This window comes from Rhodococcus sp. NPDC055112 (assembly GCF_053607505.1).
Genome location: NZ_JBSGTR010000091.1, coordinates 1 through 13923 on the forward strand (window position 1 = coordinate 1; position 13923 = coordinate 13923).

A 13923-nucleotide genomic window follows, 5' to 3' on the forward strand; every position below is an offset into this window, starting at 1 on the left:
GTTGACGAGTGCAGGGACTCGTCAACCGCGCACGGGCGCGGAGCGCCTACAGCGCCGCGCGGAGCACCTCGGCGACCGGGGTGGACGAGCGGCCGATCAGTGTCTGCAGGTCGCCGCTGGTGGTGTCCAGCGCGCCGACCTTGATGCCTGCGTCCGAGTTCGCCAGCATCCCCGCGTAGATCGCGGGCAGGCCTGCGCTCTCGAGGGCGGCACCGAACTGGCCCTCCGAGAGATCCTGGTAGACAACGGTCTTGCCCGCCGCCGCGGAGATCGTCGCGGCCAGCTCGGCGAGCGTCAGGCGCTCGTCGCCGCCGAGCTCGTACACCCTGCCTGCCTGGCCGTCCGCGAGCAGCACGACGGCCGCGGCCTCGGCATAGTCGGCCCTGGCGGCGGCCGCGACCCTGCCCTCGCCCGCGGCTCCGGCCAGCACCCCGCGCTCGATCGTGCCCGCGAGGTCGGTGGTGTAGTTCTCCCAGTACCAACCGTTGCGGAGGAGGGCGTGCTCGATGCCCGAGGCGGCCAGGACCTCCTCGGTGGCCTTGTGCTCCTGTGCCAGGGTCAGTGCGCTGTTCGCGGCGTCGAGCACGGATGTGTAGGCGACGAATGCCACGCCCGCGGCCTTGGCCGCCTCGATGACGTTGGTGTGCTGCGGTAGCCGCTGACCGACCTCACTGCTCGAGATCAGCAGCAGCTTGTCGACGCCGGCCAGCGCGCTCTCGAGTGCCGCCCGGTCCGTGTAGTCGGCCACGCGCACCTGCACGCCCTTCGCCGCGAGATCGGCGGCCTTGCCCGGGTCTCGGACCACGGCGACCAGGTCGCCCGCTTCGGCTCCGCGCGCCAGCAGGGATTCGACGACGAGGCGGCCGAGGTGTCCGGTGGCACCGGTGATGGCGATGGTCATGTGCACTCCTGGGTGTCGCGAGTCAGTTGAGTTGACGCTTCAAACAAACCGTCTGCGTCCATCATGCACTTATTTTCCGTAAGTGCAACCGTCAGTGTTAGCGCTGCGGTATCGGTGGGTAGTAGCCTGGGCTCCATGACCGACCCCGACCTGCCGGCATCCGAGCCCGGCCTCGCCTTCGCGGCCGACGTGTTCGAGCGCGCCTGCGCCTCGCGGGAGGTGATCCAGACGGTCACCGGGCGGTGGGGCACCCTCGCCCTGGCCGCCCTCGCCGAAGGCCCCTACCGCTTCAGTGCGCTGCGCCGTCGCGTCGACGGCGTCAGCGAGCGGATGCTGTCGCAGACCCTGCAGGCCCTCGAGCGAGACGGGCTCGTCGACCGCGCGGTGCTGACGACGATCCCGCCGAAGGTCGAATACAGCCTGACCCCACTCGGTACCGACGTGGCCTCCCGGCTGGTCGGGCTGATCGAACTGGTGGAATCGCGCATGCCCGAGGTCATCGACGCGCAATCGCGCTACCGGGAACGCTGACAGCGAAGGACCCGTAAAACCGAGAATGCGCGGCCGGTGGGTACCGGCCGCGCATTCTCTTCGTTGTCTGGATCAGAAGTTGATCATGTGTCCCGCGAGGCCGTGGATGGCCTCCTGCAGAGCCTCGCTCAGCGTCGGGTGCGTGTGCACGTTGCGCGCGAGCTCGTTGACCGTCAGGTCCCACTTCTGGGCGAGGGTCAGCTCGGGCAGCAGCTCGGACACGTCCGGACCGATCAGGTGGCCGCCTAGCAGCTCGCCGTACTTGGTGTCGGCGATGAGCTTGACGAAGCCGTTCGGGTCGGCCAGGCCGTGCGCCTTGCCGTTGGCGGTGAACGGGAAGGTCGCGACCTTGATGTCGTGCCCTTCGGCCTTGGCCTGCTCCTCGGTGAGCCCGAAGCTGGCCACCTGCGGCTGGCAGAACGTGGCGCGCGGCATCATCCGGTAGTCACCCAGCTCGAGGGTCTCGGCGTTGCCGATCGTCTCGGCCGCGACGACACCCTGCGCCTCGGCGACGTGGGCGAGCTGCAGCTTCGCGGTGACGTCACCGATGGCGTAGATGCCGGGCACGTTGGTGCACATCCGCTCGTCGATGGCGATGGCGCCGCGGTCGGTGAGCGCGACGCCGGTGCTCTCGAGGCCGTAGCCGGTGACGTTCGGCGCGAAGCCGATCGCCTGCAGCACCTTGTCCACGACGACGGTCTCGACCTCGTCGCTGCCGTTCTTTGCCATGGTGACGGTGACGCCTGCCGCGCCGTTGTCGGTGACCGACTGCACGCCGGTCGAGGTCTTGATCTCGATGCCGTACTTCTTGTAGCGCTTCGCGATCTCCTTGGAGACGTCCGCATCCTCCATCGGCAGTGCGCGGTCGAGGAACTCGACGATCGTCACCTTCACGCCGTAGTTGTGCAGGACGTAGGCGAACTCCATGCCGATCGCGCCCGCGCCGACGATGAGGATCGAACCGGGCAGCTCGCTGGTGAGGATCTGCTCCTCGTAGGTCACCACGTTCGCGCTGACCGCGGTGCCGGGCAGCATCCGGGTGGTGGTGCCGGTCGCGATGATGACGTTGTCGAACGTGACGGTCTCGGTGGTGCCGTCGGACTTGGCCACCGAGATGGTCTTGGCATCGGTGAAGGTGCCGCGACCGTCGTACTCGGTGATCTTGTTCTTCTTCATCAGGAAGTGCACGCCCTTGACGCGGCCGTCCGCGACCGAGCGGCTTCGTGTGAAGGCGGCCCCGAAGTCGAAGCTCACATCTCCCGAGATGCCAAAGGTCTTGGCCTCGTTGTGGAAGATGTGGGCGAGTTCCGCGTTGCGGAGCAGCGCCTTGGAGGGGATGCAGCCCACGTTCAGGCAGACACCGCCCCAGTACTTCTCTTCGATGATGGCGGTTTTCAGTCCGAGTTGTGCCGCGCGGATAGCAGCGACGTACCCACCGGGACCGGCCCCGAGAACAACGACGTCATAGTGTGAGGTCACGATTGCTCAGGGTAGACCCGCGGCGATTCGCTGTCCCGCCATGGTCTGGTTACCCGCCGGTAGCAGACCGCTCACCGCCTGCGATGCCCCCGGTTCCCGTCGAGCGCCCACCCGCCGAACCGGCCCTACCAGCGAATTCACTCCGCACGGTGGCTAGCGACCGGAGCGCTCGGGTAAAAAGAGAGAAGGCCACGTCCGACGTGGCCCATTGAACGACGTCCGGTTTGTCCGAATCGCGTAACGCCCGGGCCCGGTGAACCGACGAATCAACAGTGAAGGTTTCTCGCATGCGTCCTCAGACCTCCCGCCGCGGCCGCCTCGTCGCGGCGGCGATCGCGCTCACCGTGTTGCCGATGCTGGTGAGCCCCGCCATCGCGCCCGCGGCGCCGGCCACCGCGCAGTCGGATTCCGGATCCAAGCTCGAGCGGATCGAGAAGAACTCCGACCGCAAGGTGACCGCGTACGTGTACTCGGCGGCGATGGACGAGGTGATCCCGGTCGAGGTGATCACCCCCGCCGACACCAGCGCGCCCCGCCCCACCCTGTACCTGCTCAACGGCGCAGGCGGCGGCGAGGACCGCGCCACCTGGCAGAAGCAGACCGACGTCATGAGCTTCTTCGCCGACAAGAACGTCAACGTGGTCACCCCGATCGGCGGCGCCTTCAGCTACTACACCGACTGGCAGCAGGACGACCCGACGCTGGGTCGCAACAAGTGGACCACCTTCCTGACCAAGGAACTGCCGCCGATCATCGACGACGCCTTCGACACCACCGGCGTCAACTCGATCGCCGGCATCTCGATGGCGGGCACCTCCGTGCTCAACCTCGCGATCGCGGCCCCGCAGCTGTACAAGAGCGTCGGCGCCTACAGCGGCTGCGCGGAGACCAGCACCGACGCGGGCAAGTTCTACGTCCGCACGGTCGTCGAGTCCCGCGGCGGCGCCAAGGCCACCAACATGTGGGGCCCGTTCGACGGCCCCGGCTGGGCCGAGAACGACCCGGTCGTCAACGCCGAGAAGCTGCGCGGCATCAAGCTGTTCGTCTCCTCCTCGAGCGGCCTGCCCGGCGACCACGACAACCTGGCGAACCCCGCCGTCAACGGCAGGGTCGACACGCTGGCCAACCAGGTGATCGTCGGCGGCATGATCGAGGCCGCGGTCAACCAGTGCACGCACAACCTCCAGGGCAGGCTCGGCCAGCTGGGCATCCCGGCGACCTTCGACTTCCGCCCCGCGGGCACCCACTCCTGGGGCTACTGGCAGGACGCCCTGCACGAGTCCTGGCCGATGCTCGCCGAGTCCATCGGCCTGTAGTTCTCGCTCGACGACTCTCGCTCACCGCAGCGGCCCCGCCCGGACACCCGGGTGGGGCCGTTCGCCTTTCCGGTGGTGGCGGTACACCACAATGGGTGCCATGGCTGACCCGGCGAAGACCGAACCCGATGATCCCTACCTCTGGCTCGAAGACGTCACCGCCGAGCCCGCGCTGGACTGGGTGCGCGAACGCAACGGCCGCACCACCGGTGAGTTCACCGAGAACGCCGGGTTCGAGGACCTGCAGACGCGGATCCGGGCGGTGTTCGACACCGATGCCCGCATCCCGTACGTCCGGCTCCGCGGCGACTACCTCTACAACTTCTGGCGCGACTCCGAGCACGTCCGCGGCCTGTGGCGGCGGACGACGATGGACGAGTACCGCACCGACGCCCCGAACTGGGACGTGCTGGTCGACGTCGACGAGCTCGCCGAACGCGATGGCGAGAACTGGGTGTGGTCCGGCGCGCAGGTGCTGCGCCCCGGCCAGGAGCGCGCGCTGGTCAGCCTGTCGAGGGGCGGCGCCGACGCCACGGTGACCCGCGAGTTCGATCTGGAGCGACGCTGCTTCGTCGAACCGTCCGACGGCGGCTTCTTCCTGCCGGAGGCCAAGACCGACATCGGCTGGGTCGACGTGGACACGGTGTACGTCGGCACCGATCTCGGGCCGGGCTCCCTCACCGATTCCGGTTACCCGCGGATCGCCAAGCGCTGGACCCGCGGCACCGACATCGCGGAGGCCGTCACCGTGTTCGAGGGCGAGCAGACCGATGTCGCGGTGTCCGCCTGGTACGACCGCACCCCCGGCTTCGAGCGCAGCTTCGTCGAGCAGTCCATCGACTTCTACAACTCCCGGCGCTTCCAGCTGATGGACGACGGCGCCCTGGTCCGGATCGAGACGCCCGAGGACGCAGGCCTCTCCGTGCATCGGGAATGGCTGCTGATCCGCACCAGGTCCGCCTGGTCCGTCGCCGGGCACGAACACCCGGCCGGCACCCTGCTGGCCGCCAGGTACGAGGACTATCTCGCCGGATCTCGCGACCTGACGGTGCTTTTCGCGCCCGACGCCCACACCTCGCTCGAGCAGTACGTGTGGACCCGCAACCACCTGCTGCTGGTGACGCTGTCCGACGTGCAGACCCGGCTGCGGGTGCGGACACCGGGACCCGGCGGCTGGACGGACGTGCCGCTCGAGGGGGTCTCCGAGCTCACCACCACCGACATCCTGGACGTGGATCCGGTCGAGGGCGACGAGTTCTTCCTCAACTCGAGCGGCTACCTCACGCCCGCGACGCTGCTGCACGGCACGGTCGGCGAGCCGATCGAGGTGCTCAAGCAGTCGCCCTCGTTCTTCGACGCGGATTCGCTCGCGGTCGCTCAGCACTTCGCGGTCTCCGAGGACGGCACCCGGATCCCCTATTTCGTGGTGCGCGGGAAGGACTCCGCCCCGGGACCGACCCTGCTGTACGGCTACGGCGGTTTCGAGAATTCGATGACGCCGACGTACAGCGGCGCGACCGGCCTGGCCTGGCTGGAGCGGGGCGGCACCTATGTGGTCGCCAACATCCGCGGCGGCGGCGAGTACGGGCCCGAGTGGCACACGCAGGCACTGAAGGCCGGGCGGCACAAGGTGTTCGAGGACTTCGCCGCCGTCGCGCGGGACCTCGTCGAGCGCGGGATCACCACCCCAGCCCAGCTGGGCGCCCAGGGCGGCAGCAACGGCGGGCTGCTGATGGGTGTGATGCTCACCCGGTACCCGGAACTGTTCGGTGCCATCGTCTGCCAGGTTCCGTTGCTGGACATGCGCCGCTATCACCTGCTGCTGGCGGGCGCGTCCTGGATGGCCGAGTACGGCGACCCCGACGACCCAGCCGAATGGGAGTACATCTCCCGGTACTCGCCGTACCAGAACACCGCCGCGGAGGCGTCGTACCCGCCGGTCCTGATCGCCACCTCGACGCGCGACGACCGGGTGCACCCCGGCCACGCCAGGAAGATGGCCGCGCGACTCGAGGAGCAGGGACACCGGACCTGGTATTACGAGAACATCGAGGGCGGGCACGGCGGCGCCTCCGACAACGCCCAGCTGGCGTTCAAGACGGCGCTGACGTTCACGTTCCTCTGGTCACAACTGGGGCTCTGACGGGGCGCACGTGCCGGGGCGTCTGGACGGACTCCGGGGCCTCGATCTCGGCGGCGTAGCCGCGGGCGCCACCCAGCGACACCACCCGGGTCAGCGCCCGCAGGTCGCCCTCGACCCACCGGAACAGTTGGTACACACCGATGAAGGCGATGATGCCGCCGATGCACAGCGCGCGGACGGTCGCGTTGACCGTGTTGCCGGGCTCGGCCCCGACGAAGCTGAGTCCGGCGACGCCCACCAGGGGAACCGACGCGGCCACCGCGACGTAGCGGGTGGTGCTCCGGCCGAGCGCCCGCAGGTCGCGACCGTCGGCGCTACCGATCTCACCGTGCGACAACAGGATCGGGTACACACAGCGCACCGCGTAGAACGTGAGGATGAAGAACGGGTACGCGACGGCCACCGCCCCGCAGACCGCCAGCGAGGCGATCAGGTGCGAATAGGCCTGCGACGGAATGCCGCCCGCCGCCGCCTGCAGGGCGATCGGGTAGCCGACCCCGGCGACCACCCAGAGCACGAAGGCGACCACGACGGCGCGGTGCCCCAGGTTCAGGGTCGCGGTGCGCGCCCTGGCCAGGATCTCGGGGTCGTACCGCTGCCCCCTGCGCAGGCCGTGCGGGACGATCAGCGCGAGCCGACACCAGTAGAGGATGAGGAACGCACCGAGGGGGAACGCCAGCCCGCCCACCATCAGGTGGACCTGCTCGAGATGGTCCTGTGCCTCGGGTGAGAGCTCGGAGATGATCAGCGCCTTGTTGTAGTAGTAGTTGTAGCCCGCCGCCAGCAGGTTCGGGATGCCGATCGCGGCCAGCAGGATCGGGAGCGACCACCGCGACAGCGTCGACCGCCAACTGCCGGGACGCGGATCGACGAGGTCGCGGGCGTGCGGATCCAGGCACAGCGCGAACTGGCGTGCCAGCTTGCGGCCGCTCGACCAACGGTCGGCGGGATCGAAGGCGAGGGACGTCATCAGCACGCGGCGCAGGGCGGCCGGGCAGTCGGCAGGGAGCCGGGCCCTGGCATCGGGATCCACCCCGCGCCGCCGGATCGCGAGCACCTCGCCCGGCGACGCCTGCGACCCGCCTGCGGGAGCGTCCTCGAACGGGCGGACCCCGGTCAGCAGCTCCCACAACATCACCCCGAGCGCGTAGATGTCGCTGCGGGTGTCGATCGGCGCCGCGCTCGCCGCCGATTCCGGGGACACCGCGGCCAGCTGCTCGGGCGCCATGTATGCGACGGATCCGCCGACGAATCCGGACCGGCCTGCCGGGTCGACGCTGTCGCTGGAGCTGACGTTGAAGTCGGCGAGCTTCGGGACGCCCTCGACGCTCAGCAGCACGTTGGCCGGCTTGATGTCGCGGTGCAGCACGCCGTGGGCGCACGCGTACTCGAGCGCGTCGGCCAGCCGCAGCCCGATCCACGCCACGGTCTCGGGCCACGAGAGTTCCGCGATCTCGGCGCGCACGCTCGACTCGCTCGGCCGGACCTCCCCCTTGCGCTCGAGGACCTTGTCGATCGAATCGAGCAGGAGCTGACCGCTCCTGTGCTCCGTCGGGGTCGCCCGGACGAGCTTGACCACGTCGAGCAGCGTGCCGCCGGACACGTACTCCATCACCAGCACCCGCACCTGCCGGTCCTCGAACAGCCTCTGGTCGAAGACCCGGACGATGTACGGGTGGTCGAGCTGGGCGAGGGTCTGCGGCTCACTGCCGACATTGCGCGAGATCTTGAGCGCCGCGGGGCGCAGCATCGACAGCTGCCGGGCCAGGAACACCCGGGCGAAGGCCCCGCGCCCGAGCTCCGCGATCAGTTCGAAATCGTCCAGCTGCTGCCCGACCGCGAACTCGGTGTCCTCGGGCAGGTCGATCGGGACGGGCTCGCCGCGGTGTCCCGGCAGGTCGTGCTCGCGCAGCCATTCGAACCGGTCGGCCTGCTGCGGAAAGCCGCGCAGGTACTCCTCCGGCTCGACGTTCGCCCCGCTGGCGCGGCGCACCCGGTACTCCTCGTACACGAGCTCGGGCGGCAGCGGCTCCGCGAGCAGCTCCGGGAACTCCCGGCAGTAGTCGGCTATTCGTTTCGGCTGGCCACCGCGCAACCACCGGTATTCGAGATCGACCATGATCAGGTCGATCAGTGCGGCACGCCGGATCGCTGCCGCGTCCGGCAGGTAGTCGGACAGATCGGACGGGGAGCGGGTCGCCTCCCAGTCGGCGACCAGGCGCCGCACACCGGTGTCGACGACGAGCCCCGATTCCGGGCGGGTACCGGTCGAGTCGGACACGGCCGAACTCACGTGCACGGCAGTACCGGGGGCCACCTCGGTCAGCGGCCCGCTTGCGATCGTCGCGTCACTCGGGCGAACGGGTTCATCCATGGCGGATCCGTTCCGACCCGACCGCACGGTGCGGCGCGGGTCGTGGTGATCACATCAGAGGTGATCAACATCAAGGGTATCCCCGCCGAGTGTGCAGCTACGGGTACATCGCCCGAGTGGGACCGATGGCAGGTGCACACTCGGCGGGGTCAGGCGCGGTCGTGCAGCCAGTCCACGATGCGGCCGACGGTGCTGTCCGGGCTGCGGATCCAGCCGTTGTGGCCCAGCGGCTCCTGCTGATGCCAGGTGGTCAGGTCCGCTTTCGGCATCTTCGCGACCAGGTTCTTGATCGCCTGCCGCGGCGCCAGATCGTCATCCTCCATGGAGATCGACAGCACCGGCAGGGTCAGTCGGCCGATCCGCTCCTCGTAGTCGATGTCGGCTCCCGTCGGCTCGATGGCGCCGGTGCGCGCGAACCTGGACCAGTCCCCGATCAGCACCTTCGACTGCCTGCCGAACCCGCCGACGTCCAACCGGTCCCCCGGCCAGAACCCGGCGACGTTCGCCGTCACCGACATCGCCGCCGACCCGGCCAGCAGCGCAGCGCCGCGCACCATCCCGTGCCCGCGGTGGTACGGCGAACCCGACGCCACCAGGATCAGCCCACCGAGCTTTCCCCTGGCCCTGGCCGCATACATCACCCCCAGCTGCCCGCCCATGCTGTGACCGAGCAGGTACGGGGTGCTGTCCTGGAACCGCTCCCGCACCACCTCGAAGGTGGCCGGATAGTCGACGGACGCCAGTTCCTGGTACCCGTAGCTGCTCTCCGCGCCCGGCCGGGGCCTGCTGTCGCCCTGCCCGCGGAGCTCACCGATCGCCGCGTTGAATCCGTGTGCGACCAGCGCCTCGGCGACCGGATCGTAGAACCCGCCCGGCACCCCGAGCCCCGGGAAGATCACCACCACCGGCGCCGTCTCCCGGCCTGCGAACAGCCGTACCGCGATGGTGGTGCCGTCGGGCATCTGAATCGGAATGGTGTCCACGGTCCAATACTCTCTCGCCGAGGCGCCTGCCGATAGGGTTCGGACATGGCAACCGCTGATCCGCTGTTCCTGCCCGCAGGCACCGTGTTCGCCCCGGACGACCTGATCTACTACGCGGACCGCGGCCGTCGCAGCCTCGACCAGGCGCTTGCCGACGCCGATCTGCTTGTCAGCTGCCCACATTCGGGAGCGGCCATCCCCGAGGAGCTCGGCGAGTTCCTCGCGCCCGAGTTCACCCGCCGGTTGCAGTTCGACTTCACCGACTGCTCCACCAGCCCGGTGGTGCGCCGCTGGGCGGAGATCGACCCCCGCATCGTCTACGTGGAGAACCCGCATCCCCGGATGGTGCGGGACCCGAACCGCGCGCGCCCCGAGGACCTGTACGCCACCCTGCGTGAGGCGTTCGCACGGGTCCGCGCCGCGGGCCAAGGGAACAAGGCCGACCTGACCGGGGTCGACGCCATCCGCCCGGTGACGTTCTCCTTCTACCCCTTGCTGCGCGAGCCGGCCGACGACGCGGGCCTGCACCGGCTCGCCGACACCTTCGCCGAGGTCGCCTCCCGCGGGCTGGACGTCTACGAGCGGACCCGCGACGACCTCATCGAGCGGATGGTGGCGCTCGCCTTCGAGCGCGCCGAGAAGTCCACCGGGCCTGTCGAGTTCACCACGCTGTCCTTCCACGACACGATGAACCACACCACAACCAGGGACGGCGCGGTGAACGTCGAGCGCGCTGAGGCCGACCGACTGCCCGATGTCGTGGCGTTGTCGAACCGGGGCGATGAGCGCGGGGAGCCGCGTGGCGACAACCCGGTGAGCATGGCCCCGCAGGCCGTCCGCGCGCTGGCCCAGGCGCACCGGGTTGGCTTCGAGGTGGCCGACCCGGCCGCCGTCATGTTGAACCAGCCGTACCTGGGCAGCCACGAGATCATCACCGCGGGTGCACGATTCCGCGAACTCGGGCCAAGAGCCTCCGCCGCGGGGGTGACGCTCGGCGCGGTCCAGGCGGAGTTCAGGCGCGAATTCCTGCTCGGCCCCGACCTCACCGCGGAGCTGATGCTGCCCGGCGTTGGATGGCCGGAGCCGGACTCCGACCGGGTGGACATGCTCGCCCACGCGTGCAAGGCCAGCTGGGACGGCTACCGGTCCCACCGCTAGCCGAGGGCGGTCAGCCCAGGACGATGCCGAACACCATGCCTGCCGCGATGGTGGTGACGGCCAACACGATCGTCGGGACGAAGAACGAGTGGTCGACCAGCTTGGTGCCGAGCTTGGTGCTGCCCGACTCGTCGAAGTTGGCGGCCGCGATCTGTGATCCGTTGGTGGGCAACAGGTAGATGCCCGCGAAGGCGCCCGCCCACATGCCGGTGAGCAGCCCGGGGGCGAGCCCCGCCGCCAGGCCGATCGGCACGATGGTCCTGGTCGCCGTCGACTGGCTGGTGGTGAGCACACAGACCAGGAAGACACCGAGCGCGAAGATCCAGGGCGCGGCGTCCACCCAGTCGCCGACGGTGCTGGTGATCAGCTCCTGGTGCGCGCTGATGAAGGTGTCGGTGAGCCAGGCCAGACCGAACAGCGCGATGGCCGAGACCATGCCTGCCTTGAACACCGTCGAGCCGGGGACCTCCGCCACGTTCGGGCGGCACACCAGCAGGATCAGCGTGCCGACCACGAACATCATCATCTCGATGATCGGGGTCATTCCCATCGGCGAGCCGTCGGCCGCTTCCGGGCGAATCTCCTTGAACAGACCGAAGACCACGATGGCCGCGACACCGAGCAGGAAGATGATGGCGGCATTGCGACCCTGCGTGGTCGACTTCAGCTCGACCGCACCGGGGCCGTTCGCGGATGCGGCCGAGGGCGCGAGGAGCTCACCGGACGCGATCCGGGCCTGGATCTCCGGATCGTCGGCGATGTTCTTGCCCAGTCGGTTCACGACGATCGAGGACAGCACGATGCCGACGATCGCGGCGGGCAGCGTGATCTTGATGATGTCGATCAGCTCGAAGTTGTACGGCTCGACATCGGTGAGGGTGACCATCGCCGCCATCGCCGCCGAGACCGGGCTACAGGCCAGGGCAACACCCGTCGCCACGACGGAGAGCGAGAGCGGGCGCGAGGGCCGGACGCCGTTGCGGTACGACGCGTCGTAGATGACCGGCAGCAGCGGGTACAGGATGTTCGACGTGCCCGCGCCCACCGCGAACAAGAACGAGACCAGCGGTGCGATCAGCGTGATCTGCTTGGGGCGCTTGGAGATCAGTTTCGCGGCGATCGTCACCATCCAGTCGATGCCGCCCGCCGCCTGCATCATCGACGACGCCAGCACCACCGACAGGATGATCAGCAGCGCGTCGACCGGCGGGCTGCCCACGTCCTCCCGGAACACGAAGACCAGCACCGCCACGCCCGCGCCGCCCCACAAGCCCAGTGCCACACCGCTGGAGCGCGTGCCCATCACGATGCAGCCGAGCACGACGATCAGTTCCAGGGCGATCTTCAGCGCGTCCACGCAGGTCCACCTCGTCAATCGACGGAAACGTTTGTTGTGTCAAACACTGGCTCCGGAGATGCTACGACGTGTCCGGCGGAATCGGTGGGACCTTCCGCCGAGCTCGGCCGGTCAGTCCCCCAACGAGTCTCGCGCTCGGCAGACGATGCGCGGATCAGGGGTCCCGACCACCTCGTCGTCCCGGTTCTCGTAGTCGAAGCGGCTGAGCACGTGCCGCATGGCGTTGATCCTGGCGCGCTTCTTGTCGTTGCTCTTCACGACGGTCCACGGCGCGATGTCGGTATCGGTGAACCTGATCATCTGCTCCTTGGCGGCCGTGTACGACTCCCACTTGTCCAGCGACGCAAGGTCCATCGGGGAGAGCTTCCACTGCCGGACCGGGTCCACCTGCCTGATCGCGAACCGGGTGCGCTGCTCGTTCCTGGACACCGAGAACCACAGCTTGGTCAGGCTGATCCCCTCGTCGACGAGCATCTGCTCGAAGAGCGGGGCCTGCCGCAGAAAGCGCGCGTGCTGGTCGTCGTTGCAGAAGCCCATCACCCGCTCGACACCCGCGCGGTTGTACCAGGAGCGGTCGAAGAGGACGAGCTCCCCTGCCGCGGGCAGGTGCTCGACATATCGCTGGAAGTACCACTGGCCCTGCTCGCGGGCGGACGGCTTCTCGAGGGCCACCACCCTCGCGCCGCGGGGGTTCAGGTGCTCCGTGAACCGCTTGATGGTGCCGCCCTTGCCCGCCGCGTCCCGGCCCTCGAACACGATCACGTGCCTGCGGCCGGTCGCCTTGGACCAGTTCTGCAGTTTGAGCAACTCGATCTGCAGCAGCCTCTTGTCCATCTCGTACTCGGCGCGCTCCATCCGCTCCGCGTACGGATACCCCTCGCGCCAGGTGTCGACGGCCCGCCCGTCCGCCGCGCCGACCAGGATCGGGTCGTCGTCATCGTCGTCCAGGACCGCGAACGCGGAGGTGTCGGCGAGGTCCACTGGGTGGTCGAATTCGGTCATCCGCGGACGGTAACCGCCGTGCTCGTCGGCGCGGTGTCGCCCAGATGAACGCTTCACCGCGCCGCGGCGCGGTCCGCGAATTCACCTGGTCCAATAACAGACAGATAACGTCGATGCATCAATCAATTGAGTCGACGACGAAAGCCCGATCGCACCCGTCGCCGACGCTCATCCTGGCGACATGACCACCTCGAATCCGACCCCCACGAAGCTCTGGGTTCCTCGCATCCTGACCGCACTGGTCGCGAACGGTGTCGTGCTGTGGCTCGCCGACCTGGTCCTCGGCCCATTCCACATTTCCTATCCCCTGTGGTTCATCGTCGGCACGATTCTGTTCACGTTGGCCACGCTGTTCGTCAAGCCGATCATCACCCGCCTGCTGAGCGCCGTGCCGGGACTGCGCGCCTACACCTGGGTCGTCAACCTGGTCGCGACGTACCTCGTCCTGCTCATCGTGGTGTTGCTGACGAACGACTTCCAGATCCGGGGCTTCTGGACCTGGGTGTGGGCGACGCTGATCATCTGGATCGGCTCGGTCGTCTACGACGAATTCGACGACAAGCTCGAGTCGACCATGCGGTCGGGCAGGCACAAGGCCTCCGGCAACCGCGTCGACTGATCGCCTCGCCGGGGGCAAACCCCGCCCCCGACGACAAGACGGCGCCGACCCCGCGTACTC

At 68.7% G+C, this 13923-nt stretch carries 11 protein-coding genes; 5 read left to right on the forward strand and 6 right to left on the reverse strand.

Annotation, left to right across the window (positions count from 1 at the left end):
* Nucleotides 1-46: 46 nt before the first annotated feature.
* Nucleotides 47-901: an SDR family oxidoreductase gene (locus ACWFRB_RS25210; protein WP_452643958.1), complete on the reverse strand. Its 855-nt coding sequence runs from the start codon at nucleotides 899-901 to the stop codon at nucleotides 47-49.
* 135 nt (nucleotides 902-1036) lie between these two features.
* Here ACWFRB_RS25210 and ACWFRB_RS25215 point away from each other — a divergent pair, with 135 nt between their 5' ends.
* Complete coding sequence (locus ACWFRB_RS25215; RefSeq protein WP_452643959.1) at nucleotides 1037-1432, forward strand: winged helix-turn-helix transcriptional regulator; 396 nt, start codon at nucleotides 1037-1039, stop codon at nucleotides 1430-1432.
* A 72-nt stretch (nucleotides 1433-1504) separates the two neighbouring features.
* Here ACWFRB_RS25215 and lpdA read toward each other — a convergent pair whose 3' ends face one another.
* Entirely contained in the window at nucleotides 1505-2911 is a 1407-nt protein-coding gene (gene lpdA / locus ACWFRB_RS25220) for a dihydrolipoyl dehydrogenase (protein ID WP_452643960.1), read from the reverse strand.
* A gap of 287 nt (nucleotides 2912-3198) precedes the next feature.
* Between lpdA and ACWFRB_RS25225 the strand changes: the two genes are divergently transcribed.
* Together ACWFRB_RS25225 and ACWFRB_RS25230 are read left to right on the forward strand one after the other, a co-directional pair.
* A complete protein-coding gene (locus ACWFRB_RS25225; RefSeq protein WP_452643961.1) occupies nucleotides 3199-4227 on the forward strand; it encodes an alpha/beta hydrolase in 1029 nt (342 codons plus the stop codon).
* A gap of 100 nt (nucleotides 4228-4327) precedes the next feature.
* Entirely contained in the window at nucleotides 4328-6370 is a 2043-nt protein-coding gene (locus tag ACWFRB_RS25230) for a prolyl oligopeptidase family serine peptidase (protein WP_452643962.1), read from the forward strand.
* On the opposite strand, the gene ACWFRB_RS25235 is transcribed toward ACWFRB_RS25230, so the two are convergent.
* Both ACWFRB_RS25235 and ACWFRB_RS25240 read right to left on the reverse strand, forming a co-directional pair.
* Nucleotides 6339-8744: a serine/threonine-protein kinase gene (locus ACWFRB_RS25235; RefSeq protein WP_452643963.1), complete on the reverse strand. Its 2406-nt coding sequence runs from the start codon at nucleotides 8742-8744 to the stop codon at nucleotides 6339-6341. The genes ACWFRB_RS25230 and ACWFRB_RS25235 overlap by 32 nt on opposite strands.
* 149 nt (nucleotides 8745-8893) lie before the next feature.
* Nucleotides 8894-9727 carry an alpha/beta hydrolase family protein gene (locus ACWFRB_RS25240; protein WP_452643964.1) on the reverse strand — a complete coding sequence of 278 codons (834 nt, stop codon included), beginning with the start codon at nucleotides 9725-9727 and terminating at the stop codon, nucleotides 8894-8896.
* Nucleotides 9728-9772: 45 nt separating this feature from the next.
* Here ACWFRB_RS25240 and ACWFRB_RS25245 point away from each other — a divergent pair, with 45 nt between their 5' ends.
* The gene (locus ACWFRB_RS25245; RefSeq protein WP_452643965.1) at nucleotides 9773-10885 is read left to right on the forward strand and encodes an N-formylglutamate amidohydrolase; all 1113 of its coding nucleotides are present in this window, start codon (nucleotides 9773-9775) and stop codon (nucleotides 10883-10885) included.
* A 10-nt stretch (nucleotides 10886-10895) separates the two neighbouring features.
* Here ACWFRB_RS25245 and ACWFRB_RS25250 read toward each other — a convergent pair whose 3' ends face one another.
* Both ACWFRB_RS25250 and ppk2 read right to left on the reverse strand, forming a co-directional pair.
* Nucleotides 10896-12242 carry an anaerobic C4-dicarboxylate transporter gene (locus ACWFRB_RS25250; protein WP_452643966.1) on the reverse strand — a complete coding sequence of 449 codons (1347 nt, stop codon included), beginning with the start codon at nucleotides 12240-12242 and terminating at the stop codon, nucleotides 10896-10898.
* 111 nt (nucleotides 12243-12353) lie between these two features.
* Entirely contained in the window at nucleotides 12354-13244 is an 891-nt protein-coding gene (ppk2, locus tag ACWFRB_RS25255) for a polyphosphate kinase 2 (RefSeq protein WP_452643967.1), read from the reverse strand.
* A 181-nt stretch (nucleotides 13245-13425) separates the two neighbouring features.
* On the opposite strand from ppk2, the gene ACWFRB_RS25260 reads away from it, so the two are divergent.
* On the forward strand, nucleotides 13426-13863 hold the full coding sequence (locus ACWFRB_RS25260; protein ID WP_452643968.1) for a phage holin family protein: 438 nt from the start codon (nucleotides 13426-13428) through the stop codon (nucleotides 13861-13863).
* The last annotated feature ends 60 nt before the right edge of the window (nucleotides 13864-13923 follow it).

Bases quoted from the DNA above. Each gene is read 5' to 3' on its own strand.
- ACWFRB_RS25215 (WP_452643959.1), top strand. From the start codon at position 1,037: ATGACCGACCCCGACCTGCCGGCATCCGAGCCCGGCCTCGCCTTCGCG.
- ACWFRB_RS25245 (WP_452643965.1), top strand. From the start codon at position 9,773: ATGGCAACCGCTGATCCGCTGTTCCTGCCCGCAGGCACCGTGTTCGCC.
- ppk2 (WP_452643967.1), bottom strand. From the start codon at position 13,244: ATGACCGAATTCGACCACCCAGTGGACCTCGCCGACACCTCCGCGTTC.
- ACWFRB_RS25260 (WP_452643968.1), top strand. From the start codon at position 13,426: ATGACCACCTCGAATCCGACCCCCACGAAGCTCTGGGTTCCTCGCATC.
- ACWFRB_RS25210 (WP_452643958.1), bottom strand. From the start codon at position 901: ATGACCATCGCCATCACCGGTGCCACCGGACACCTCGGCCGCCTCGTC.
- ACWFRB_RS25230 (WP_452643962.1), top strand. From the start codon at position 4,328: ATGGCTGACCCGGCGAAGACCGAACCCGATGATCCCTACCTCTGGCTC.
- ACWFRB_RS25235 (WP_452643963.1), bottom strand. From the start codon at position 8,744: ATGGATGAACCCGTTCGCCCGAGTGACGCGACGATCGCAAGCGGGCCG.
- ACWFRB_RS25225 (WP_452643961.1), top strand. From the start codon at position 3,199: ATGCGTCCTCAGACCTCCCGCCGCGGCCGCCTCGTCGCGGCGGCGATC.